Genomic DNA, 22,055 nt, shown 5'->3' on the forward strand with positions numbered 1-22,055 from the left:
TTCTATGGAATTTTAAAAAAATTGTCACAAATTAAGAAAGAAATATTGAAATTTTAAAAAAATAAGCTATGATAGAAACAGTTTTCTATTACATAAAAAAACTATAAATTCATATAAAACGTCCATAAGTGCTTGAATATTCAAGATAATAGGGAAATCGGTGAAAGTCCGATACAGCCCCCGCTACTGTAATAGCTATGAAATCGCGGATGCCACTAGTGAAAACTTGGGAAGGCGCGAAAGTAAAAGGAAGCTTAAGTCAGGAAACCTGCTTATGTGATGATGCATGCAAACTTTTCGGAGGGAGAAGTTGAAGCGAAAACGAGTACCCGTATATATTCGTTTTTATTTGGCTTCTACTAAACCTTTACTCTTCGTCTAGAGTAAAGGTTTTTCTTTTTTTAAAAAGCAAATGAGGGGAGAACGACTATGACAACTTGGAATTTAGAGGGGATGAAAACACATCTTTTTATTTGCAATGGTAGTAGCTGTATGAAAAAAGATGCTGAGGACATTACACAGGCAATTCGTGATGAAATACAGTTACTGGAGCTTGATAAGGAAATACATACGACAAGGACCCGCTGTAATGGCAGGTGTAAGGATGCTTGTGTTGTCATTGCATATCCTCAGGGAAATTGGTACCGAGTGCCGACGCAGGAGCATGCGAGAATACTAGTTCAAGATTTAAATCATGAAGCGTTACATAATGAGCATGTCTTTACATTGCGTGAAGGTTCGTTGCAGCGTACAGCACAAACAACAGCCATTAAAGGCATTGAAAAGGTGAAAGAGGGGTAACAAAATGGCACAAAAAGGTAAGATTTTCGTAGTTGGCTTTGGCCCTGGAGACTTTAAACATATTACGACTCGTGCTGTGGAGGCACTACAACAAAGTCATATGATCATAGGCTATAAAACTTATGTTGAACTGATTCAGGATTTAGTTAGTGCAAAATCAATTATTAGTACTGGTATGACAGAGGAAGTTTCACGTGCACAGGAAGCGGTGCGTCAAGCAGAGGCTGGAAGTATCGTATCGGTCATTTCCAGCGGTGATGCCGGGGTTTATGGAATGGCAGGATTAGTGTATGAGGTATTAATCGAGCTAGGCTGGACAGAAGCAACTGGTATCGAGGTAGAAATTGTTCCAGGTATTTCAGCTATTAATTCATGTGCAAGTTTACTAGGTGCTCCCATTATGCATGACGCCTGTACTATTAGTTTAAGTGACCACTTAACACCTTGGAATTTAATTGCAAAAAGAGTAGAAGCGGCAGCAATGGCGGATTTTGTTATTGCTCTTTATAACCCGAAAAGTGGACGTCGTACGAGACAAATTGTAGAGGCACAACGAATTTTACTGGAATATCGTTCGCCAGATACACCAGTTGGACTTGTGAAAAGCGCATATCGTGACCGTCAGGAAATAACGATGACTACTTTAGCAGAAATGCTTGAACATGATATCGGCATGTTAACAACGGTTATTATCGGGAATTCAACAACGTTCTTCTACGACAATAAAATGATTACGCCACGTGGATATCAGCGCAAATATACACTTGGTGAGGAAAAACAACCGTTACGACCACATCAACGACTTAAGGAAGAAAATGAACCATGGGCGATGAATCAAGAAACCGGAGCAGCGCGTAATGATTTTGCGACAGATCCTAATGCCAATCGTATTAAGCCCAGTTTAGCCATAACACCACAACCAAAGCCTGAAAAATCGTCACTTGAAATGGCGACAGCAGCTCTTGCAATGGTTAAGGGAACGAGCACGGTGAAAGTATCACCTAAGCGTGTTCAACAAAAAATCGAATCTATTTTTGAATTAGCGGTTAGTCCTGGGGTAGCCAATAAGTTCTTTACTCCTCAACAAATGAAGACGTTAGCTGAAGTAGTTGGTGAGGAAGGAACGATGGAGTATACACCAGACCATCAAATTCATTTGAAAATTCCAACGTCTGAGCCTGAAGAGATTACCGCAAAGCTTCGTGCAGTTGACTTTTTACTCGCACCACTTGGTGACGTGCTATCGTTAAAGGCTTGTGACTTCTGCTATGGAGAAAAGGCCGATTCGATTCCATATGCGGAAGAAATTCAAGAACAGCTTGGTGGTATGTCGTTACCGAAAACATTGAATATTGGTTTTAATGGCTGTGGTATGGCGTGTTATCGAGCCGTATTTGATGATATTGGCATTGTTTATCGTAAAAGTAAATTCGATGTTTTTATTGGTGCCAAGCCGGTTGGTCGGACAGCACATGCGGCTCAGCCTGTTGTTGAAGGATTAGAGCCTGAACAGCTAATACCGCTTATTACCGACATTATCGAAGAATACAAAGCAAATGCACATCCAAATGAACGTTTGTTTAAATACTTCAAGCGTGTGAAAAAGATCCTACATTTTACGTATCAGGATATGTCTTCAAAAATAAAAGTCGAGCCCGCTCCATGCGGCGACTAGTGAGGGGTAATGAGATGAAAGCAATTTTATTTGTCGGCCACGGGAGCCGTTTAGAAGCAGGAAATGAAGAGGTACGCACGTTTATCGAGCAAATGAAACCTCGTATTGATGAGAGTTTTTTAGTAGAAACATGTTTTTTAGAGTTCGCTTCGCCAAACATTGAAGAAGGTATTACGAACTGTGTGAAGAAGGGCGCTACAGAGGTGCATGTTATTCCGATTATTCTTCTTCATGCTGGACATTCAAAAATGCATATTCCAGCAGAAATCGAACATGCGCGTGAGCATTATCCAAATATAACGTTCACATATGGTCAAACAATCGGTATCCATGAAGAAATATTTGCTATTTTAGAAGATCGTTTAGCAGAAATTGGCTTTAATGCTGAAGAAGAACATAAGGATACTGCGGTTTTATTAATTGCACGAGGCGGCAGTGACCCATATGCAAATGGTGATTTTTATAAAATTACACGCCTGTTATGGGAGAAACTCCCGGTTCAATATGTAGAAAGCGCATTTATGGGGGTTACAGATCCTCGTGTTGAAGAAGGAATTGAGCGCTGTGTGAAGCTTGGTGCTAAAAAAATCATTATGCTTCCGTACTTTTTATTCACAGGTATCTTAATGGAACGTATGAACGATATGTGTAAGCAATTTAACGAAAAATATGCTGGCTGTGATATTCAAATTGCCAATTATTTTGGCTATCATGAGCGTTTACAAAATGTGCTATTAGAGCGTATTGAGCAAGCTGTGAATGGTACATCAACAGGTATGCAAGATTTAGAAAATTATCGTGCTTATGCGGCAGTACATGGGCATGCGCATCATCATCACCATCATGACCACGATCATGGACATGATCATCACGACCATGACCATCATCACCACCATGAAGAGGAGCCAGTGAAATGATTTTCATGTTAGCAGGGACGAGCGATGCTAGAAATCTAGCACTTGAATTACAGTCAGCGGGTTATGCTGTGACAGCAACGGTCGTTACTGAATCAGCTGCTTCTAGCCTTGCAGAAGTGGGCCTTCCTTATTTAGTCGGTCGTCTAACGGCGGATGAAATGGCGACGATTATTACGGAGCAAGGGTACCGTTTAGTTGTAGATGCCTCTCATCCATTTGCTGAAGAAGCTTCAAAAAATGCCATTGCGGCAGCTGAGCAAGCCAATGTTCCGTATATTCGCTATGAACGTGCTCACGAGCATTATGCTCATCCACTCATTACGGTTGTGAAGGATTATGAGGAGGCTGCCCATTTAGCAGCGGAAAAACGTGGTGTCATTATGCTAACGACGGGCAGTAAAACGCTGGCTACCTTTACAAAGGTGTTACATGGCTTAGAAAATACGCGGGTGATTGCACGTATGCTTCCTCGACTCGATAATATGGAAAAATGTGAAGCACTTGGTGTGGCACAAAGAGATATTGTTGCCATACAGGGCCCTTTTTCTAAGGAATTAAACGAAGCACTGTTTCGTCAATACGATGTGACATTGATGATTACGAAAGAAAGCGGCAAGGTTGGCTCGGTGGATGAAAAGCTAGATGCTGCCCTAGCATGTGGCATTGAAACGATTTTAATTGCAAGACCAAATATAAAATACGGACAGCAATATTCTACATTTGAAGATGTATTACAAGCTGTACAAAACACACTTTAGGAGGCAATTCAGATGGATTTTAAAACAGATTTCAAACCTTTAACAGTAGACCCAGATAAAATTTACGATTACAGTTTTTCAATTATTGCAGAGGAGATGGGCGAGCATAACTTCTCAGAGGACGAGTGGAAAATTGTACGCCGAATCATTCATGCTTCTGCTGACTTTGAACTAGGACGTAGCGTTATTATTACACCAGGAGCGATTGAAGCAGGTATTAAATCAATTCTTGCTGGTCGCCATGTCATTGCAGATGTGCAAATGATTGAAAGTGGTTCAGGTAAAAAACGCTTCCAAAAGCATGGCGGCGATTTACACTGCTATATTGCAGATGAAGACGTATCGATTGAAGCGAAAAAACAAAACACGACACGTGCGATTATTTCTATGCAAAAGGCTGCTAAATTACATGAAGGCGGCATTTATGCAATTGGGAATGCACCAACAGCATTGCTTGAATTAATTCGTTTAATTAAAGAAGGCTTAGCGAAACCGGATTTAATTATCGGTATGCCAGTTGGATTTGTATCGGCTGCTGAATCGAAAGAAGAGCTATTAAAACTAGAAGGTATTCCGTATATTACAAATGTTGGTCGTAAAGGCGGTAGTACAGTGACGGTTGCCGCATTGAATGCTGTCTCACTTTTAGCGGATGAACAGGCGAAAAAATAATGGAGCGGAAGCCTAAAAAGGATCCCAAGGACATGCGTCACGGTTATACAACGGGATCCTGTGCGACTGCAGTAACGAAGGCCGCGTTGCTTGCCTTAATTACAAATGAAGAGCAAGAAACTAGTACCATTCATTTGCCGATTGGCCGAGATGCGACCTTTACGATAGAAAAATGTACATTTCAGCAGGATGCTGTCAGCTGTGAAACGATTAAAGATGCTGGTGATGACCCAGACGCAACACATAAAGCACTCATTATCAGCACAGTAAGCTGGTCGGATATACCAGGTATTCATTTGGACGGCGGAATTGGTGTCGGGCGTGTAACAAAGCCCGGCTTACCAGTACCTGTCGGAGAAGCAGCCATCAATCCGGTACCACGGAAGATGATTCATAGTACTGTACAAGGGGTACTTGATGAATTTCAAATTAAACGAGGCGTTAACGTAGTTATTTCCGTTCCTAAAGGTGAGGAAATTGCTAAAAAAACGTTAAATGGGAGACTTGGTATTATTGGGGGCATCTCCATTTTAGGCACAAGGGGAACCGTCGTGCCTTTTTCGAGTTCCGCCTATATGGCCAGCATTGTCCAAGCGATTAGTGTTGCAAAAGAGGCTGGTTGTGAGCATTTAGTTGTTACGACTGGTGGACGTAGTGAAAAGTATGCGATGGCTCAGTACCCTCATTTACCAGAGGAAGCGTTTATAGAAATGGGCGATTTTGTAGGGTTTACATTAAAGCATTGTAAACGACTTGGTATGAAGCAAGTATCGCTTGTTGGTATGATGGGGAAATTCTCGAAGGTGGCACAAGGTGTCATGATGGTGCACTCCAAAAGCGCTCCTATTGATTTTAACTTTTTAGCACAATTAGCAGTGGATATAGGTGCAGATGAAGAAACCGTTACGAACGTACGAGAGGCAAATACTGCTTCACAGGTCGGAGAAATTATGGCAGAAAAGGGCTATGATGCATTCTTTAACCACTTATGCGAAGCGTGCTGTTATTCATCAATACATCACATAAAGGGCGGTTTAACGCTTTCCACATCGATCTATTCGATGCAGGGACAATTATTAGGAAGGGCTGATGACATTGCATCGATCGATGAAATTGATTGGGATCGGGGATAACGGACAAGAAAGCTTGCTACCGCAATATGTACAGTGGATTGAAGACTGTGAGGTGCTTGTTGGTGGAGAGCGTGTTCTAGAATTTTTCCCGAACTTTACAGGAGAAAAAATGTTGATTAAAGGTGGTCTTTCAGCGCTTGTCGAAAGATTATCTGCAGAAACAAGAAGTACAGTTATTTTAGCGTCAGGTGATCCATTATTTTACGGAATCGGTGGTTATTTAGCGAAAAAGCTAGACATTGACGTTTATCCATATATGAGTTCAGTCCAGCTTGCTTTTTCAAAGATGGGGGAAAGCTGGCAGGATGCTTATGTTACAAGTATTCATGGGCGCTCCATGAAAGGCTTAGCACAACGAATTGATGGTAAAAAGAAAGTGGCATTGCTAACAGATGCAGAGAATAATCCGAATGAGTTGGCACGTTATTTAAAGCATTTTGGCATGACAGAATACCGTGCATTTGTCGCAGAAAATTTACAGGGCACAAATGAAAAATTCGGTTGGTATTCGCTTGATGAATTAGAAATGGCTGATTTTTCTCCGTTAAATGTTGTCATTCTACAGCAAACCTCAGTACCGAAACGTTATGCACTCGGTATCGATGATGAAGAATTCTCACAGCGTAAGCCAGATAAAGGGCTGATTACGAAAAAAGAAATTCGAGTTTTAAGTTTACAAGCGATGCAACTACAAAAGGATAGCATCATTTGGGACGTTGGCACATGTACGGGTTCGATGGCCATTGAGGCCGGTAAGCTTGCGCCAGAAGGTCAAATATTTGCAGTGGAGAAAAACGCACCTGATTTAGAAAATTGTCTGCAAAATCAGCAAAAGTTCCGTGTAGATATTACTGCTATTCATAGTAAAGCGCCAGCAGGACTTGAAAACTTCCCTGATCCGGATGCGATTTTTATCGGCGGCACAGGAGGAGAAATGGTGGAGCTATTACAATTGTGCTGTACACGCTTAAAGCCAAATGGTCATATTGTCTTGAATGCTGCAACCATTGAAAATTTATATAAAGCAGTCGAAGCGTTTAAGTCTTGTGGCTTTGCTGTAGATATCTTGCAGGCACAGCTTGCGCGCAGTAAACCAATATTAGATATGACACGTTTTGTCCCATTAAATCCGATTTACATTATTTCTGCATATCGAAAGGAAGAAAATCATGAGTAATCTTGGTATTTTATATGGCTTGGGCGTAGGTCCTGGCGATCCAGAGTTAATTACAGTTAAGGCATTCCGTATCATTCAAGAATCGCCTGTTATTGCCTATCCGAAAAAACTAAAAGGCAGTAAAAGTTATGCCCATCGTATCGTAGATGTCTATATTAACCCAGAAGAAAAGGATATGCTTGGCCTAATATTTCCAATGACTAAGGATGAGGCTGTATTAGAACGCGAATGGACGAAATCAGTGGAACTTGTCTATGGAAAATTAAAAGAAGGTAAGGACGTCGCATTCGTAACAGAAGGTGACCCATTACTATATAGTACGTTCATCCATATGATGAAGCTTATGCAGGACATGCACCCTGACGTTGAAATTCGAACAGTTCCCGGAATTTCTTCATTCAACGGTTCAGCATCACGACTTGGGATCGCACTGGCAGATGGCGATGACCGTGTTGCCATTGTCCCTGCCCATGATGACTATGATGCAATGCGTGAAGCGATTGAAAGCCACGATGCAGTGGTGTTCATAAAAGTAGCGAAGGTTATTGATTTAATGCTTGAGGTACTACGTGATTTAGATTTACTTGATAAGGCATCGGTCGTAACAAAGGTAACGTCTGACGAGGAAATTATTTGGGATGTACAGGAGCTAGACGGTGTCGATTTAGAATATTTAACGTTAATGGTGGTGCGTAAATAATGAAGAAAATATATATTGTCGGCGCTGGTCCTGGTGATCCAGATTTAATTACAGTAAAAGGCTTACATATGCTACAAACAGCAGACGTAGTCATGTATACAGATTCTTTAGTGAGTGAGGACCTTATTGCAAAGGCACGACCAGATGCAGAGGTTATTCGTACAGCAGGTATGCATTTAGAGGAAATGGTAGCGGTTATGGTAGATCGCGTCAATGCAGGTAAAGTAGTAGCTCGTATGCATACAGGAGATCCCGCAATGTATGGAGCCATCATGGAGCAGGTAGCCCTATTAAAAAAAGAAGGCATTGGCTACGAGGTTATTCCTGGTGTTAGCTCTGTCTTCGCTTCTGCAGCGGCAATCGGGGCAGAATTAACAATTCCTGATTTAACACAAACACTTATTTTAACGCGTGCCGAAGGACGTACTCCTGTACCAGAATTTGAAAAGCTACGCGATTTAGCGAGTCATCATTGTACAATTGCCTTATTCTTGAGCGCAACGTTAACAAAGAAAATAGTAAAAGAACTACAAAATGCTGGCTGGGCTGATGATACACCAGTAGCTGTTATCCAACGAGCTTCTTGGCCAGATCAAAAAATCGTACGTACAACATTAATTGAATTGGATGAAGCTATGCGTGTCAACGGTATTCGTAAGCATGCGATGATTTTGGCTGGCTGGGCATTAGATCCGAATATTCATGATAAAGATCAATATCGTTCGAAATTATATGATGCTACCTTTACACATGGCTTTAGAAAAGGCGTGAAGACTAGTGATTGAGTTACAAGAGGGCGTATTGCCAGAAGTTGATCAACGAAATCCTTACGCAGTTGTAGCCATTACAAAGCACGGTGTACAAATCGGACGTCGTTTGCAGCATACCTTTGCTGCGAGCGACTTATATTACATGAGTAAATTTGAGCAGGGTGATGAAGCAGAAAAGCATATTCAGATGTTTACAGGTACTGTGCGTTTACTGTTGCCTACTCTTTTTAAGCAATATAAAGGCTTAATTTTAATCATCTCACTTGGTGCAGTTGTACGCATGATCGCTCCCATTTTAAAAGATAAAAAGACAGATCCAGGCGTAGTTGTCATTGATGACCGTGGTGAAAATGTGATTAGCGTCTTATCAGGACATTTAGGTGGTGCCAATGAGCTGACACATGAAGTAGCTGCAGCACTTGGAGCAAATCCAATTATTACGACAGCCTCAGATGTGCAAAAGACCATTCCGGTTGATTTATTTGGTGCACGTTTTGGCTGGGTATGGGATAGTGCCGATAAACTGACACCTGTCAGTGCCTCTGTTGTTAACGAGGAGCATGTTGCAATCGTACAGGAAACGGGGGAACGTGACTGGTGGATGCGTGACACAGCGATGCCAGAGCAAATTAAAATGTATCCGTCAACATATGATGCGATTGAAGCGAAACCACATGCGACATTACTGATTACTGACCGCATTATTGACCCAGAGGAAGAAGTGCTTCTTGAAAATGGTGTCATTTATCGACCAAAATCGGTTGTGCTTGGCATGGGCTGTAATCGTGGGACAGCTGTGGAAGAAATTGAGCAAGTCATTGATGAAACCCTTGCAGAACTGAAACTTTCGAAAAAAAGTGTGAAAGCGCTATGCACGATTGATTTAAAGAAAGACGAGCAATGCTTCCTAGAAATAACAAAGAAATACGATTGGGAATTTGTAACATATTCACCTGCGGAATTAAATGAAATTAATTTCCCATCACCTTCGGAAACTGTATTTAAATATACAGGAGCATACGGGGTGAGTGAGCCTGCAGCAATGCGTTATGCGCAGGTCGAGTCGCTTGTGCTAGAAAAGAAAAAATCGGGCAATGCTACAATCTCTGTTGCTAGATTAACATTTTAAGGAGGAAGCCTATGCAAACAAATCGTTTTGTACTTGCAGGTACTGGCAGTGGGGTTGGTAAAACAACCTTTACCATTGGACTCATGAAAGCATTACAAGAAAAGGGCAAAATTGTGCAGGGCTTTAAATGTGGTCCCGATTATATTGACCCTACCTATCATACTGCCGTAACAGGAAGGGTATCGCGCAATATTGATAGCTGGATGTTTTCACATGAAGCAGTGCGTGATATTGTCGCGCGCGCAAGCAAAGATGCTGATGTTTCCATTATTGAAGGAGTTATGGGCTTTTATGATGGCAAAAGTCCGCTATCGGATGCGGGCTCTGCAGCAGACATTAGTGTTGTCACAGAGAGTCCTGTTATTTTAATTGTCAATTGTGCGAGTATGGCACGAAGTGTAGCGGCCGTTGTGAAAGGTTTTCAATTGTTGTCGGATCAACCGAATATCGTTGGTGTCATTGCCAACCAAGTCGGTAGTGTCGGTCATTATGAAATTGCGAAGGCTGCTATTGAGCAGGAATGTGGTATTCCAGTCATCGGATATTTAACGCGTGAGGAAGGGATTGATATTCCTAGTCGCCATTTAGGATTAGTCCCTGCCATCGAACGAGGAGAACTCGATACATTTTTTGATAAGCTAGGCTCTCTAATGGCTGAGACCATTGATTTAGATCAATTGCTTGAATTAACAAAGGCTCCTGTTTTACAAGAATTAGGGCAAATTTTTGCGGAACAACCATCTCAAAATATTTGCATTGCCGTAGCAAAGGATGCTGCGTTTAACTTTTATTATGAAGAGAATTTGGCTCTGCTACGTGCAAAAGGGGCAGAGCTGCAATTTTTCTCTCCACTTGCGAATGAGCCTGTTCCAGCTGAAGCAGACGGATTGTATATCGGTGGTGGCTTCCCAGAGGAATTTGCAGATATTTTGGCGGACAATTCGGATGCCAAAAAGTCTATTCGTGAAGCAATTGCCAAAGGTCTACCAACATTAGCCGAGTGTGGAGGCTTTATGTATTTGACGGAGGCTATTACGAACAGCAATGGTGACCGTTATGACATGGTAGGTGTTATTCCGGGAGAAGTAGCGATGCAAACAAAGCTTGCAGCTCTTGGCTACCGAGAAATTTTTGGCACACCAAATAATTTTTTAATTGGTACGGATGAAGAAGCTAAGGGACATGAATTCCACTATTCAAAATATAGCGGCTCACATAATTCGCCAGCCTATGAAACGAAGGGTCGCTTTGGTAACAAACAAGAGGGCTACCAAGCAGGAAATTTAGTAGCAGGCTATACGCATTTTCATTTCGTATCGAACCCAAAGCTTGTTGACAATTGGTTAACAGCTTGTAAGAAGGTGAAAAATCATGACTAATTATTTTCCTATTCACATCAATATTGAATATAAAACCGTAGTAATTGTTGGAGGGGGGCACGTAGCAACACAGAAGGTAGCTTCACTGCTTCCAGCTAAAGCTAATATTGTCGTTGTTAGTCCAACTCTAGATGAATCCTTACTGCCTCTTGCTGAGTCAGGGCAAATTACGTGGCGTGAAAAAGAATTTGAAGCCCGTGATTTAGATGATGCATCACTCATCATTGCGGCGACAAATGATACGTCAGTAAATGAGGCTGTACAAGAAGCAGCACAACATTGGCAGCTCATCAACCGCGCAGATGCACAGGCTGAAAGCGACTTTATAACGCCAGCAACAGTGCGCCGTGGTCCTTTAGTGTTAACAGTTTCCACATCAGGTGCCAGCCCAGCATTAGCGCGTAAAATCAAAGCTGATCTCGAAGAGCAATTTGATGAGGTTTATGATGACTATGTAAGCTTCCTACAGCAGGCACGTTTAATGATTGCGGCTAAGTTTGAAAAAGGCGCACAAAGACGCAACGCTTTACAAGCATTACTTGAACCAAGCCTACTAGAATGGACACGCAATGGAGAGATTGATAGACGTGAAGCATTTTTACAACAAATACTGATAGGAGAAGCGCGATGAAAGACGGAATAGTGTATTTAGTTGGAGCTGGACCAGGAGATCCAAAGCTCATTACAGTGTACGGGCTCGAATGTATTCAAAAGGCTGATGTCATTGCATATGACCGTCTTGTGAACCCGAAATTACTAGAGTTTGCGAAAAAAGATGCTGAGCTTGTGTACTGTGGTAAATTACCTGGTAAGCATCACTTAATTCAAGATGAGATTCATACATTACTTGTCGAAAAAGCGCAGGAAGGCAAGATTGTCACACGTTTAAAAGGCGGCGATCCATTTGTTTTTGGTCGTGGTGCAGAGGAAGCGGAAATTTTGAGAAATCATGGTATTGCTTATGAAATCGTACCTGGTATTACAGCAGGAATTGCTGCCCCGGCGTATGCCGGCATCCCTGTAACACACCGAGATTTTGCAACGAGCTTTGCGCTTGTAACAGGTCACGGTCGTGAGGAAAAAGGACAGGACTTTTTAAATTGGCCAGCACTTGCAACAGGTATTGATACAGTTGCCTTTTATATGAGTGTTGGCAATATTGCTTATATTTCTAGAAAGCTCATTGAAAATGGTCGCAAGGCAACTACTCCAGTCGCCGTTATTGAGTGGGGAACAACAGAGCAACAGCGTACCATTACAGGTCAGCTTGATGAAATTGCTAGCATTATTGAACGAGAAGGCTATCATAATCCTTCTATGATTATCGTTGGCGATGTCGTCAATGTACGCGAGAAAATTCAATGGTTTGAAGAACAAGGACTAGCCCTTTCATAAAAAGTTATTTGAGCATAAGGAGGAAACACATCATGACAGTTATGGAGGCTTTAAAAAATCGTCGAGCGATTCGCAATTACACGACACAGCCTGTTGAAAAAGAAAAAATCGAGCAAATTTTACAAGCAGCAACTTATGCTCCCAATGACCGTATGCGTGAGCCATGGCATTTTTATGTTATTCAAGATGATGCGATGAAACGCTACGAGGAAATGGCAAATGCTTATTTGCAAGAGCGATTCCCAACAAAACCTAATTTAGTAGAGAGTTCGTTAAAGGTTGTTCAAACAACGCCTGTTGCCATTGTTGTAACAGCAGATATTGTGGAAGGCGATGCTGATGCGACAGCAGATAATGTCTTTGCTGTATGTAGCGCTATCATGTCTATGTGGCTTGCCGCAGAGGAGCAAGGGCTTGGCTTCGTATGGCGTACACGTGGTGTAGGGCTTGTTCATGACCCGCGTATGCACGCATTCATTGGCGCAAGTGACTCACAAAAAGTAGTAGGAACGATCTTTATTGGCTATCCAGAAGAGCAGGAGCTTAAAGACAAAAAACGTACCCCATTTGAAGAAAAAACAACATGGCTTTAAGGGAGGCTTAAAGAATGGCTAGAAAAGGTTTGTTTTTAGTTTATACAGGTGAAGGGAAAGGCAAAACAACAGCTTCCCTTGGTGTCACATTGCGCGCGGTTGGTCGAGGACTAAATGTACGTTACATGCAATTTATTAAATCACCAGAACGAACATACGGAGAGCAAATTGCTCTTCGTAAGCTTGGCGTAGAAATGGAGCAAATGGGAATCGGCTTCACTTGGACAAAAACACCAGAGGAGCATCGTGCTGCATTAGCAAAAGCATGGAAAAAAACAAAGGCTGCCTTGCAAGACGACAGTATTGATGTACTCGTATTAGATGAGCTCAACAACGCGCTGGCTATTACAAAATTTCCAATCGATGATGTGCTCCCATTAGCTGAAGTCATTGAAGCCATTCAGCAGCGCCCATCTACAATGCATTTAGTCGTAACTGGCCGTAGCGCCAATCCAGCACTAATTGCAATGGCCGATTTAGTATCAACAATCGATGCGACAAAGCACTATTATGAAGAAGGCATTCCAGCAGTTAAAGGTCTAGAATTCTAATTAGAGATTCTCGCATCGGTGGGGATACCCGCGGAACGTGATGGAATCCCCGCGCTTGGGGGGATACCCGCGGAATGTGGTGGAATCCCTGCGCTTGGGGGATATCCGCGGAACGTGGCAGAATCCCTGCGCTTGGGGGATATCCGCGGAATGTAGAAGAATCCGCGCTTTGGAAGGGAATACCCGCGGAAGCAAGGAGAATACCCGCGATTGGAAGGGAAATATCCGCGGAAGCGAGGAGATCCCCGCGCTTTGGGGGAAATACCCGCGGAAGCAGGAAGAATACCCGCGATTGGAAGGGAAATACCCGCGGAAGCGAGGAGAATACCCGCGATTGGAAGGGAAATACCCGCGGAAGCAAGGAGAATACCCGCGCTTGGAAGGGAAATACCTGCGGAAGCGAGGAGAATCCCCGCGATTGGAAGGGAAATACCCGCGGAAGCAGGAAGAATCCCCGCGCTTGGGAGGGAAATATCCGCGGAAGCGAGGAGATCCCCGCGCTTTGGGGGAAATACTCGCGGAACGTGGTGGAATCCCCGCGCTTTGGGAGAAATACCCGCGCTTTGGGGGAAATACCCGCGGAAGCGAGAAGAATACCCGCGATTGGAAGGGAAATACCCGCGGAACGTGGTGGAATCCCCGCGCTTTGGGAGAAATACCCGCGGAAGCAGGAAGAATCCCCGCGCTTGGAAGGGAAATACCCGTGGAAGCAGGAAGAATCCCCGCGATTGGAAGGGAGAATCCCCGCGCTTTGGGGGGAAGTACCCGCGGAAGCGAGAAGAATCCCCGCGATTGGAAGGGAGAATCCCCGCGATTGGAAGGGAGATCCCCGCGATTGGAAGGGAGATCCCCGCAGAAGCAAGAAGAATCCCCGTGCTTCTGAGGGAAACATCTGCGCAAGGACCGTGACTTGCTCCCGCGCTTCAACTATAAAAAAAGGAGGGAAAAGACTATGCCAGCAAAATCTATCATGATTCAAGGAACGGCATCTGATGTAGGGAAAAGTATGATTTGTACTGCACTGTGCCGTATTTTCTCTGATGATGGGCTGAAGGTAGTACCGTTTAAATCACAAAATATGGCCCTTAATTCGTTCGTAACTGAAGACGGCGGAGAAATTGGTCGGGCACAGGGTGTACAAGCAGAGGCGGCACGAGTTGTCGCAACTACGGATATGAATCCTATATTGCTAAAACCAAAGCAGGATATGGTATCAGAAGTGATTGTTCATGGCAGACATTTTTTAAATATGGATGCCAAAAGCTATCGCAATCAATTTGTACAAGAAGCGATGCCAATCGTTGAAAAGTCAGTACGAACTTTACAAAATACATATGATGTCATTGTTCTTGAAGGTGCGGGAAGCCCGGCAGAAATTAATTTGAAAGACCGTGATATAGCAAATATGCGCATGGCTCATCTAGCAGATGCAGCGGTTGTGCTAGTGGCTGATATCGATCGAGGCGGAGTATTTGCATCGATTGTTGGAACACTCGCATTACTTGACGATGCGGAACGTGCACGTGTAAAAGGGTTGATTATTAATAAGTTTAGAGGGATGCGTGAATTACTCGATGATGGCATTGAATGGGTAGAGCGTGAAACGGGGATTCCTGTCCTTGGAGTTGTACCTTATGTAGAAGTCAATATTGAGGCTGAAGATTCGCTAGCACTATCTTCATTGCGCTTTAAAAAGCCAAAGCAAGGGGAGTTTGCAGTGGATGTGGCAATGATTCGCCTGCCACGAATTTCAAACTTTACGGATGTTGATCCATTTTTTGATGAGCCAGAGGTTGGTGTACGTTTAATTGGTAATGTCAATGAGCTTGGTACGCCCGACTTACTTATACTACCTGGAACTAAAAGTACAATAGATGATTTAGCGTGGTTAAAGGCACAAGGCTTCGACCGTGCGATAGCAAATTTACGCGCACAAGGAACAAAAATTATTGGCATTTGCGGTGGCTTCCAAATGCTTGGCGAAACGTTACTAGACCCAGATGCAGTAGAAGGTAATGGCGATTCAGCACAAGGTCTAGGATTATTGCCAATGGAAACTGTTTTTGTTGGCGATAAAAAAACAGTGCAAATGACAGGAACAAGAGGACAGGATACGTTTACTGGCTATGAAATTCATCTTGGTCGTACAAAAATTTTACGTGATGAAGTATTACCGTTTTTACAGCTTGCAGATGGACGAGTAGATGGGGCAGTTAGTGCTGATGAACAAGTGATCGGAACATATTTCCACGGCTTATTCCATAATCGCACCTTTACACGACAGCTTGTCAACGACATTCGCGTGAAAAAAGGGCTCGCTGCTTTAGCAAGTGATGTGAAAAGTGACGCAGAACGTAGAGAGGACGCTTACAATATGCTGGCAAAGCATGTGCGTGCTAATCTCGATATGAAAAAAGTATACGAAATCATGAATATAGAGGTACCTGTATGACAAGAAAAGGACCGTTAGCTATTAATTATGAGGCGTTATGGCAGGAAGGTATGAAGGACTGGCATGGCCAAATGCCTGAAAGAATGGTCAATGATCAATTAGAGGAGCAGTTTTGGGCACAGTCAATCACACGTAAAAAGGCTGGGCAAACAGATCCGTATGCTGCCAAAATTTTTCAAGAAATTAAAAAAAGTATTCAACCTGAGGACTCGGTATTGGAAATTGGTCCAGGCTGGGGTAATTATACGTTTCCACTAGCAGATCATGTGCGCAAGCTAACGTGTGTAGATAGCTCAGAAAGTATTCTTAGCTATTTAGAAAATTGCATGGAGGATAATCAACATGTTTCCTATATTCATGCAAAATGGGAAAACCTTGCTGAAGATGAAGTAAAAGCGCACGATATAGTCATTGGTGTCAATTGCTTTTATCGTATGTATGAAATCAAATCAGCACTTTACCATATGAATCGTCTAGCTAAAAAACGTGCAATTATTGGCATGACAACAGGGCCGATTCAACCTCACTATGAAATTTTATACGAAAAGTATGGCTACGATATTAAATTTCCACGAAGAGATTATATAGAATTTTTAAATTTGCTCTATGAAATGGATATTTATGCAGAGTGCAAAATCATCCCATTAGAACGTGTATATGAATATGAAAGCTATGAGCAGCTTGTCACAACACAAAGTAAAAAAATATTAAATGATACTTTTAATAGAGCCTATGTTGAGGAGTCGCTTTTGCCGTTTATTGAGGAAAAGAACGGGCGTTATTATTATCGTCATGATTTCCATGCGGCACTCGTATCATGGGAGCCGAAATAAATATGAAACCTTTGGACAAAACTAGTGACCAAAGGTTTTTTTTATTGGAAGGTATAGGGTACAATAAAGCGATATAGAAATAGAAGTGAGGTGGCATATGTGCAACTACATTTTTTAGGAACAGGCGCAGGAATGCCTTCAAAGGAACGAAATACAAGTGCTCTAATGGTAAAGCTATTAGATGAAGTGGGGGAAATGTGGCTTTTTGATTGTGGGGAGGCGACCCAACATCAAATTTTGCATACATCGTTAAAGCCACGTAAAGTAACGAAAATATTTATTACACATTTACACGGAGACCATATTTTTGGATTACCTGGCTTTTTAAGCTCTCGTTCATTTCAAGGCGGGGACGAGCCATTAACGATATTTGGCCCACAAGGTTTACAGCAATGGATTGAGCAAACCTTAGCCGTGTCAAAGACGCATTTAACATATCCATTACAATTTGTTGAAGTTCATGAAGGTATTATTTATGTAGATGAACATTTTACAGTAAGTGCAAGTGAATTGCGACATGTAGTTCCATGCTATGGCTACCGTATTGAGCAAAAGGATTTACCTGGCGAATTGTTAATGGAAAAAGCACAGGCTCTTGGTGTACCAAAAGGTCCTATGCTGGGACAATTAAAAGCTGGGAAAGATATTGAGCTTGCGGATGGCACCATTGTTTATGCGAAAGATGTTGTCGCTCCGCCGAAAAAAGGCTTTACGCTCACTATTTTAGGAGATACGAAATACTGTCCAGAGGCAATTTCATTGGCGAATGGAGCAGATATCGTTATTCATGAAGCGACCTTTGACGGTACTACGACCGATTTAGCAGCGAACTACGGACACTCTACAAATATTGAAGCGGCAAAGGTGGCACAACAAGCAGGAGCAAAATATTTACTGCTAAACCATTTAAGTGCTCGCTTCTTACCACATGATTTACCAAAATTCTTAGCAGATGCACAGGAGGTTTTCCCGCAAACTTTCCTGACATCCGATCAATCTTTATTTACATGGAATAACAACAAATTAATTTAATTAAAAACATAAAGTACCTTTTAGATGACTTCATTTAAAAGGTACTTTTCTCTCTTTAGCGAATGTTTTCTATACGAAAGCGCAGCGACGTGACAGCAACAAAATGCTTTCATAGTGAAACACACCCACATTTTGAAGTTATTTTATTACGAATAATTATCGATATAATTCAATAATTTGAGTGGCTATATATTCGGAGCTAAAGTGAACTCCGTTTCTGAGCCACCACATGATGATGCCAAGTATTGAAGATGCGAGAATATCCATTGATAGAGTTGTGTTAGTACTATTAGCACCTTCACTTTTACGTTGTATGACAATCAAGTCCTTTAGTGTCATATGCATTTTTTTATTGAAACCAGGGTGCTCAAATAGAACAGCTAAAATTTTTCTATGCTTATAAAAGTAATCTAAAAACGTAATTAATTGTTCTTGATTATTTAAATTATCAATTTGTAAAGTTGGAGATATTTCCGACAACAAGTCGTCGAAAATATCATAAACTACCTGCTTTAATAAATCATTAATATCTAAAAAATGTAAATAAAAAGTTGCTCGATTTAGCTCTGCACGTTGAGCTATTTTTTGTACTGTAAGTTTCGAAATATCTGGGTTTTCAATCAAGATATCTACTACAGCTTCTTTAAATACCCGTTTAGAGCGAATAGATCGTGGGTCTTGCTTTTTTTGTGTAGTCAATTTAATTCTCCTTTATCTATTAAATCAAAAATTTAATTAATAGTATTTTAAATTTTGTTGTTTAATTGACACTTCTTGAAAAATTGTAAATAGGAATCAAAAAATAAAAATGTTATTATCTATTTTATTGACATAGTGTTAATAAAACAAGTGGAAAGAGGAATAAATGAATGTCGGAATCAATAAATAAAAAAGTACTATTAACAGTACTAATTATAGGGTGTTTTTTATCTACACTAAACCAAACATTGTTAAACGTTGCATTAAGTAATTTAATGGACGTATTTTCCGTTTCTGCTACAACCGTTCAGTGGTTGTCTACTGGCTTTATGTTAGTAAACGGGGTGCTAGTCCCTATTACAGCATACTTAATGAAACGTTTTTCAACACGCCAATTATTTATAAGTTCAATGCTGTTTTTATTATTAGGCTCTTTTTTTTGTGCAGTAGCTCCGAACTTCACCACTTTACTAATAGGTCGTATGATTCAAGCAATAGGGGCAGGAATTATTATGCCATTACTAATGAGCATCGTGATGTTTATTTTTCCTCCCGAAAAGAGAGGCAGTATGATGGGCTTAATTGGGCTAGCTATGATTTTCGCTCCAGCCATCGCCCCCACATTAGCAGGTTTCGTTATAGATTATTATTCATGGCGTTGGTTATTTATCGGAATAATTCCATTTGTCGTGCTCATTATATTTATGGCAATGAAATATTTAATTAATGTTTCGGAAACAGCAAAAACGAAGTTAGATGTAATCAGTGTTATTTTATCGACAATTGGCTTTGGTCTTATTTTGTATGGCTTTAGTAATGCAGGAAGCCATGGTTGGGATGATAAAGTAGTAATAACTTCTATACTAGTAGGGATAATGACTACGGCAATATTCTGTCTTCGCCAAATTAAATCTGCTGATCCACTTCTTAACTTAACCGTTTTTAACAATAAATTATTTACACTAACGTCCATCATCAACATTATTGTCACAATGATGATGTATGCGGATATGATTTTATTACCAATATATTTACAAAACGGAAGAGGGTTTACGGCTTTAGACGCTGGTTTATTATTATTACCGGGTGCACTTGTAAATGCCTTTATGTCTCCAGTGACAGGAAAAATGTATGATCGCTTTGGCGCAAAGCCGTTATTTATTATCGGTTTGATTTTTGTCATTCCTTCAATGTGGGTTGTAACAGATTTATCAGACACAACAACCTATGGCTTTATAATGATACGTACTATCGTTCTACGTATAGGGTTGAGTTTTATCACAATGCCATTGAACACAGCTGGTTTAAATGCCTTACCTAAGACTCTTGTCACACATGGTACAGCAGTGAATAATACATTACGTCAAATTGCAGGTGCCATTGGATCTGCTGTCGTTATTACAATTTTCACAGCTCAAACGACAAACCATGCGAAAACATTGCTAGCAGAAGCACCAAATGCTACGGCTGAAGGTATCCGCACACTTGCTTCAACCCTAGGTTCAAGTGATGCCTATTACTTCATGACAATTTTAGCGATAATTGCATTTGTTTTAACTCTATTTGTTCCATCTAAAAATAAGTTTAAACAACAAGCAGAATGATTTTATATACTATAATGACGAGCAGTAGTTAACGTTTTCTACGTTAGCTTACTGTTCTTTTTTTATGGTTAAATACTTTATTTCGGTTGTGGTTTTATAGTTCTTAAAGTTATTAATGAAACTGAGGAAGAAGATGGAGGTATAAGAGTTTGGATCAACTATTTAAAATATCTTTCCAATATAGAGAGAGCAGAAAACATCATTAAATCTTATGCATATCATCTAAAACTATATTTTGAGTTTTAGAAGTTGATTATCAATAAATTAATCTACATACATTCTCTACCCTAATTCCTCATTAAATACTTTTCAAAGATCCTTAATTTGATTTCAGATAAACAAATACACATCCGCATATTTTGTCACATTTACGTAACACAGATTCAGTAGTATATATCGCGAGGTGATATTATGAGAGAAATAAATCAAAGGAAATGGCTGAAAAATAAACTCAAAATGGTAGCCTCCCTTGGTAGTGCTTTAACAGTAGCACTTGCTGCTGGCTGTAGTTCTTTAGAGCAAGAAAAGAAACAGGAAATACAAGAAGTAAAGGAGATAAAGAAAGATTTTGTGATGGGCAAAGAAAAGAAACAAATTTTATGAATTCTACTTCTTTACCGAAAAAATTATGAAGAAGCGAATAAATTCAATATTGAATTTATCCATTTAGCACCTGATAAATGGGCAAAAGATAGAGACTTCTTATTTAATGACGGGAAAGACTCTAATTCTAGTAAAGATTTCTTAATCGGTAATGCAGATCAATATGAGGGAATTGTTGAAGAAGATTTTATAAAGTTAAAAGAGGATTTGGATGCAGCATATGCAAGAGGGTCAAAAGTTGTACTAACCGTTCTAAGTCTTCCAGGAAATCGTTGGAGGCAGTTTAATAATTATGAAAATGAAGACCGTATTTGGAAAGATTTTAAATATCATGAGCAAGCAGCGCTTTTTTGGAAAGATCTTGCCTTCCGTTTGAAAGATCATCCTGCAGTGGTTGGATATAACGTAATTAATGAGCCACACTCTGAAACAGCTACGGGATTTAATGATTTTGGACAGAAGATTATGACAAATGGTACAACAAATTAGAAAATACTCCCGCAGATTTAAACCTGCTTTATGAAACAATTGTAGATTCTATAAGAACTGTAGATTTTGACACACCAATTATTTTAGATTCAGGTTTATTTGCCACTCCATGGGCAATTAAATATTTAAAACCACTAGATGACGATAATGTGTTATATGCATTTCATATGTATGAGTCTTATGAAATGACAAGCCAAAATCGAAAAAAAGGATTCACATACACTTATCCTGGCAAGGTGAAGGTTGGTGAAGATCAAGCAGAAAAAATGTTCGATAAAGCTGCATTGAAAGATTTTTTAAAGCCAGTTGTACAATGGACAGAGCAACACAATATACCAAACAACCGAATTATTGCTGAAGAGTTTGGAATTAACCGAATGGTTGGCGGAGCCGATCAATATGTAAAGGATTTAATTGATATTTTCGATGATTATGGCTGGCACTGGGCATTTTATGCATTTCGTGAAGATACGTGGGAAGGTATGGATTTTGAATTAGGAAGTCAACCCGTCAAGTGGGCATATTGGGAAGCTAAGGAAGATGGCGAACTACCAGATAGAAAAGATATAGAAGTGCATAATTTGATTTGGGATGCATTGAAAAAAGGACTGAACAAATGACCTTGTTCGATACACGTAGTTCAAAATAAAATAATAGTATCCGTGAGGCTGGGACAAATGTGTTTCAGCCAAC

22 protein-coding genes, 1 pseudogene and 1 riboswitch are annotated in these 22,055 nt (G+C 40.8%); of the genes and pseudogenes, 22 read left to right on the forward strand and 1 reads right to left on the reverse strand.

Going from position 1 to position 22,055, the window contains the following annotated elements; genetic code table 11:
• Positions 1-109 precede the first annotated feature (109 nt).
• Positions 110-291: riboswitch (cobalamin riboswitch) on the forward strand.
• 138 nt (positions 292-429) lie between these two features.
• From ACYQ73_RS23330 to rnz, 19 genes are all read left to right on the forward strand, one after another.
• Positions 430-801: a (2Fe-2S) ferredoxin domain-containing protein gene (locus ACYQ73_RS23330; RefSeq protein ID WP_460014628.1), complete on the forward strand. Its 372-nt coding sequence runs from the start codon at positions 430-432 to the stop codon at positions 799-801.
• 4 nt (positions 802-805) lie between these two features.
• On the forward strand, positions 806-2,476 hold the full coding sequence (gene cobJ, locus ACYQ73_RS23335) for a precorrin-3B C(17)-methyltransferase (protein WP_460014629.1): 1,671 nt from the start codon (positions 806-808) through the stop codon (positions 2,474-2,476).
• Positions 2,477-2,490: 14 nt separating this feature from the next.
• The gene (locus tag ACYQ73_RS23340) at positions 2,491-3,393 is read left to right on the forward strand and encodes a sirohydrochlorin chelatase (RefSeq protein ID WP_460014630.1); all 903 of its coding nucleotides are present in this window, start codon (positions 2,491-2,493) and stop codon (positions 3,391-3,393) included.
• Positions 3,390-4,151, forward strand: coding sequence for a precorrin-6A reductase (cobK, locus tag ACYQ73_RS23345; RefSeq protein WP_460014631.1), 762 nt, complete (start codon positions 3,390-3,392; stop codon positions 4,149-4,151). Before ACYQ73_RS23340 ends, cobK begins: the two co-directional genes overlap by 4 nt.
• A gap of 12 nt (positions 4,152-4,163) precedes the next feature.
• The gene (locus tag ACYQ73_RS23350; RefSeq protein ID WP_197143136.1) at positions 4,164-4,823 is read left to right on the forward strand and encodes a precorrin-8X methylmutase; all 660 of its coding nucleotides are present in this window, start codon (positions 4,164-4,166) and stop codon (positions 4,821-4,823) included.
• Positions 4,823-5,956 (forward strand): cobalt-precorrin-5B (C(1))-methyltransferase, encoded by a 1,134-nt coding sequence (locus ACYQ73_RS23355; protein ID WP_460014632.1) that lies wholly within the window; start codon positions 4,823-4,825, stop codon positions 5,954-5,956. The genes ACYQ73_RS23350 and ACYQ73_RS23355 overlap by 1 nt, the downstream gene beginning before the upstream one ends.
• The gene (cbiE, locus tag ACYQ73_RS23360; RefSeq protein WP_460014633.1) at positions 5,913-7,133 is read left to right on the forward strand and encodes a precorrin-6y C5,15-methyltransferase (decarboxylating) subunit CbiE; all 1,221 of its coding nucleotides are present in this window, start codon (positions 5,913-5,915) and stop codon (positions 7,131-7,133) included. The genes ACYQ73_RS23355 and cbiE overlap by 44 nt, the downstream gene beginning before the upstream one ends.
• Positions 7,126-7,833 carry a precorrin-2 C(20)-methyltransferase gene (cobI, locus tag ACYQ73_RS23365; RefSeq protein ID WP_460014634.1) on the forward strand — a complete coding sequence of 236 codons (708 nt, stop codon included), beginning with the start codon at positions 7,126-7,128 and terminating at the stop codon, positions 7,831-7,833. Before cbiE ends, cobI begins: the two co-directional genes overlap by 8 nt.
• Positions 7,833-8,618: a precorrin-4 C(11)-methyltransferase gene (gene cobM, locus ACYQ73_RS23370; protein ID WP_337989697.1), complete on the forward strand. Its 786-nt coding sequence runs from the start codon at positions 7,833-7,835 to the stop codon at positions 8,616-8,618. The genes cobI and cobM overlap by 1 nt, the downstream gene beginning before the upstream one ends.
• Positions 8,611-9,732, forward strand: a complete 1,122-nt coding sequence (locus ACYQ73_RS23375) for a cobalt-precorrin 5A hydrolase (protein ID WP_460014635.1) — start codon at positions 8,611-8,613, stop codon at positions 9,730-9,732. The genes cobM and ACYQ73_RS23375 overlap by 8 nt, the downstream gene beginning before the upstream one ends.
• Positions 9,733-9,743: 11 nt before the next feature.
• Positions 9,744-11,111 (forward strand): cobyrinate a,c-diamide synthase, encoded by a 1,368-nt coding sequence (locus tag ACYQ73_RS23380; RefSeq protein ID WP_460014636.1) that lies wholly within the window; start codon positions 9,744-9,746, stop codon positions 11,109-11,111.
• The gene (locus ACYQ73_RS23385) at positions 11,104-11,742 is read left to right on the forward strand and encodes a precorrin-2 dehydrogenase/sirohydrochlorin ferrochelatase family protein (protein WP_460014637.1); all 639 of its coding nucleotides are present in this window, start codon (positions 11,104-11,106) and stop codon (positions 11,740-11,742) included. Before ACYQ73_RS23380 ends, ACYQ73_RS23385 begins: the two co-directional genes overlap by 8 nt.
• On the forward strand, positions 11,739-12,506 hold the full coding sequence (cobA, locus tag ACYQ73_RS23390) for a uroporphyrinogen-III C-methyltransferase (RefSeq protein WP_460014638.1): 768 nt from the start codon (positions 11,739-11,741) through the stop codon (positions 12,504-12,506). Before ACYQ73_RS23385 ends, cobA begins: the two co-directional genes overlap by 4 nt.
• 32 nt (positions 12,507-12,538) lie before the next feature.
• Entirely contained in the window at positions 12,539-13,099 is a 561-nt protein-coding gene (locus ACYQ73_RS23395; protein ID WP_460014639.1) for a nitroreductase family protein, read from the forward strand.
• A gap of 14 nt (positions 13,100-13,113) precedes the next feature.
• A complete protein-coding gene (locus ACYQ73_RS23400) occupies positions 13,114-13,650 on the forward strand; it encodes a cob(I)yrinic acid a,c-diamide adenosyltransferase (protein WP_053483796.1) in 537 nt (178 codons plus the stop codon).
• A 40-nt stretch (positions 13,651-13,690) separates the two neighbouring features.
• Positions 13,691-14,533: a hypothetical protein gene (locus ACYQ73_RS23405; protein ID WP_460014640.1), complete on the forward strand. Its 843-nt coding sequence runs from the start codon at positions 13,691-13,693 to the stop codon at positions 14,531-14,533.
• A 69-nt stretch (positions 14,534-14,602) separates the two neighbouring features.
• On the forward strand, positions 14,603-16,102 hold the full coding sequence (locus ACYQ73_RS23410; RefSeq protein ID WP_460014641.1) for a cobyric acid synthase: 1,500 nt from the start codon (positions 14,603-14,605) through the stop codon (positions 16,100-16,102).
• Positions 16,099-16,935, forward strand: a complete 837-nt coding sequence (locus ACYQ73_RS23415) for a class I SAM-dependent methyltransferase (protein WP_460014642.1) — start codon at positions 16,099-16,101, stop codon at positions 16,933-16,935. Before ACYQ73_RS23410 ends, ACYQ73_RS23415 begins: the two co-directional genes overlap by 4 nt.
• Before the next feature lie 99 nt (positions 16,936-17,034).
• Positions 17,035-17,967, forward strand: a complete 933-nt coding sequence (gene rnz, locus ACYQ73_RS23420) for a ribonuclease Z (RefSeq protein ID WP_460014643.1) — start codon at positions 17,035-17,037, stop codon at positions 17,965-17,967.
• A 156-nt stretch (positions 17,968-18,123) separates the two neighbouring features.
• Here the strand turns inward: rnz and ACYQ73_RS23425 are convergent, their stop codons facing one another.
• Positions 18,124-18,666, reverse strand: coding sequence for a TetR/AcrR family transcriptional regulator (locus ACYQ73_RS23425; RefSeq protein ID WP_460014644.1), 543 nt, complete (start codon positions 18,664-18,666; stop codon positions 18,124-18,126).
• Positions 18,667-18,836: 170 nt separating this feature from the next.
• Between ACYQ73_RS23425 and ACYQ73_RS23430 the strand changes: the two genes are divergently transcribed.
• The 3 genes and pseudogenes from ACYQ73_RS23430 to ACYQ73_RS23440 form a co-directional block, all read left to right on the forward strand.
• A complete protein-coding gene (locus tag ACYQ73_RS23430) occupies positions 18,837-20,270 on the forward strand; it encodes a DHA2 family efflux MFS transporter permease subunit (RefSeq protein ID WP_460014645.1) in 1,434 nt (477 codons plus the stop codon).
• A gap of 411 nt (positions 20,271-20,681) precedes the next feature.
• On the forward strand, positions 20,682-20,873 hold the full coding sequence (locus tag ACYQ73_RS23435) for a hypothetical protein (RefSeq protein WP_460014646.1): 192 nt from the start codon (positions 20,682-20,684) through the stop codon (positions 20,871-20,873).
• Positions 20,807-21,982 (forward strand): annotated as a pseudogene (locus ACYQ73_RS23440) (glycoside hydrolase family 5 protein); the annotation flags it as partial. The gene ACYQ73_RS23435 and the pseudogene ACYQ73_RS23440, both read left to right, overlap by 67 nt.
• Between the last annotated feature and the right edge of the window lie 73 nt (positions 21,983-22,055).

It is taken from the genome of Lysinibacillus sp. CTST325 (assembly GCF_054665055.1).

Bases quoted from the DNA above. Each gene is read 5' to 3' on its own strand.
- ACYQ73_RS23330 (WP_460014628.1), top strand. From the start codon at position 430: ATGACAACTTGGAATTTAGAGGGGATGAAAACACATCTTTTTATTTGC.
- cobJ (WP_460014629.1), top strand. From the start codon at position 806: ATGGCACAAAAAGGTAAGATTTTCGTAGTTGGCTTTGGCCCTGGAGAC.
- ACYQ73_RS23340 (WP_460014630.1), top strand. From the start codon at position 2,491: ATGAAAGCAATTTTATTTGTCGGCCACGGGAGCCGTTTAGAAGCAGGA.
- cobK (WP_460014631.1), top strand. From the start codon at position 3,390: ATGATTTTCATGTTAGCAGGGACGAGCGATGCTAGAAATCTAGCACTT.
- ACYQ73_RS23350 (WP_197143136.1), top strand. From the start codon at position 4,164: ATGGATTTTAAAACAGATTTCAAACCTTTAACAGTAGACCCAGATAAA.
- ACYQ73_RS23355 (WP_460014632.1), top strand. From the start codon at position 4,823: ATGGAGCGGAAGCCTAAAAAGGATCCCAAGGACATGCGTCACGGTTAT.
- cbiE (WP_460014633.1), top strand. From the start codon at position 5,913: ATGACATTGCATCGATCGATGAAATTGATTGGGATCGGGGATAACGGA.
- cobI (WP_460014634.1), top strand. From the start codon at position 7,126: ATGAGTAATCTTGGTATTTTATATGGCTTGGGCGTAGGTCCTGGCGAT.
- cobM (WP_337989697.1), top strand. From the start codon at position 7,833: ATGAAGAAAATATATATTGTCGGCGCTGGTCCTGGTGATCCAGATTTA.
- ACYQ73_RS23380 (WP_460014636.1), top strand. From the start codon at position 9,744: ATGCAAACAAATCGTTTTGTACTTGCAGGTACTGGCAGTGGGGTTGGT.
- ACYQ73_RS23385 (WP_460014637.1), top strand. From the start codon at position 11,104: ATGACTAATTATTTTCCTATTCACATCAATATTGAATATAAAACCGTA.
- cobA (WP_460014638.1), top strand. From the start codon at position 11,739: ATGAAAGACGGAATAGTGTATTTAGTTGGAGCTGGACCAGGAGATCCA.
- ACYQ73_RS23395 (WP_460014639.1), top strand. From the start codon at position 12,539: ATGACAGTTATGGAGGCTTTAAAAAATCGTCGAGCGATTCGCAATTAC.
- ACYQ73_RS23400 (WP_053483796.1), top strand. From the start codon at position 13,114: ATGGCTAGAAAAGGTTTGTTTTTAGTTTATACAGGTGAAGGGAAAGGC.
- ACYQ73_RS23405 (WP_460014640.1), top strand. From the start codon at position 13,691: ATGGAATCCCCGCGCTTGGGGGGATACCCGCGGAATGTGGTGGAATCC.
- ACYQ73_RS23410 (WP_460014641.1), top strand. From the start codon at position 14,603: ATGCCAGCAAAATCTATCATGATTCAAGGAACGGCATCTGATGTAGGG.
- ACYQ73_RS23415 (WP_460014642.1), top strand. From the start codon at position 16,099: ATGACAAGAAAAGGACCGTTAGCTATTAATTATGAGGCGTTATGGCAG.
- ACYQ73_RS23430 (WP_460014645.1), top strand. From the start codon at position 18,837: ATGTCGGAATCAATAAATAAAAAAGTACTATTAACAGTACTAATTATA.
- ACYQ73_RS23435 (WP_460014646.1), top strand. From the start codon at position 20,682: ATGAGAGAAATAAATCAAAGGAAATGGCTGAAAAATAAACTCAAAATG.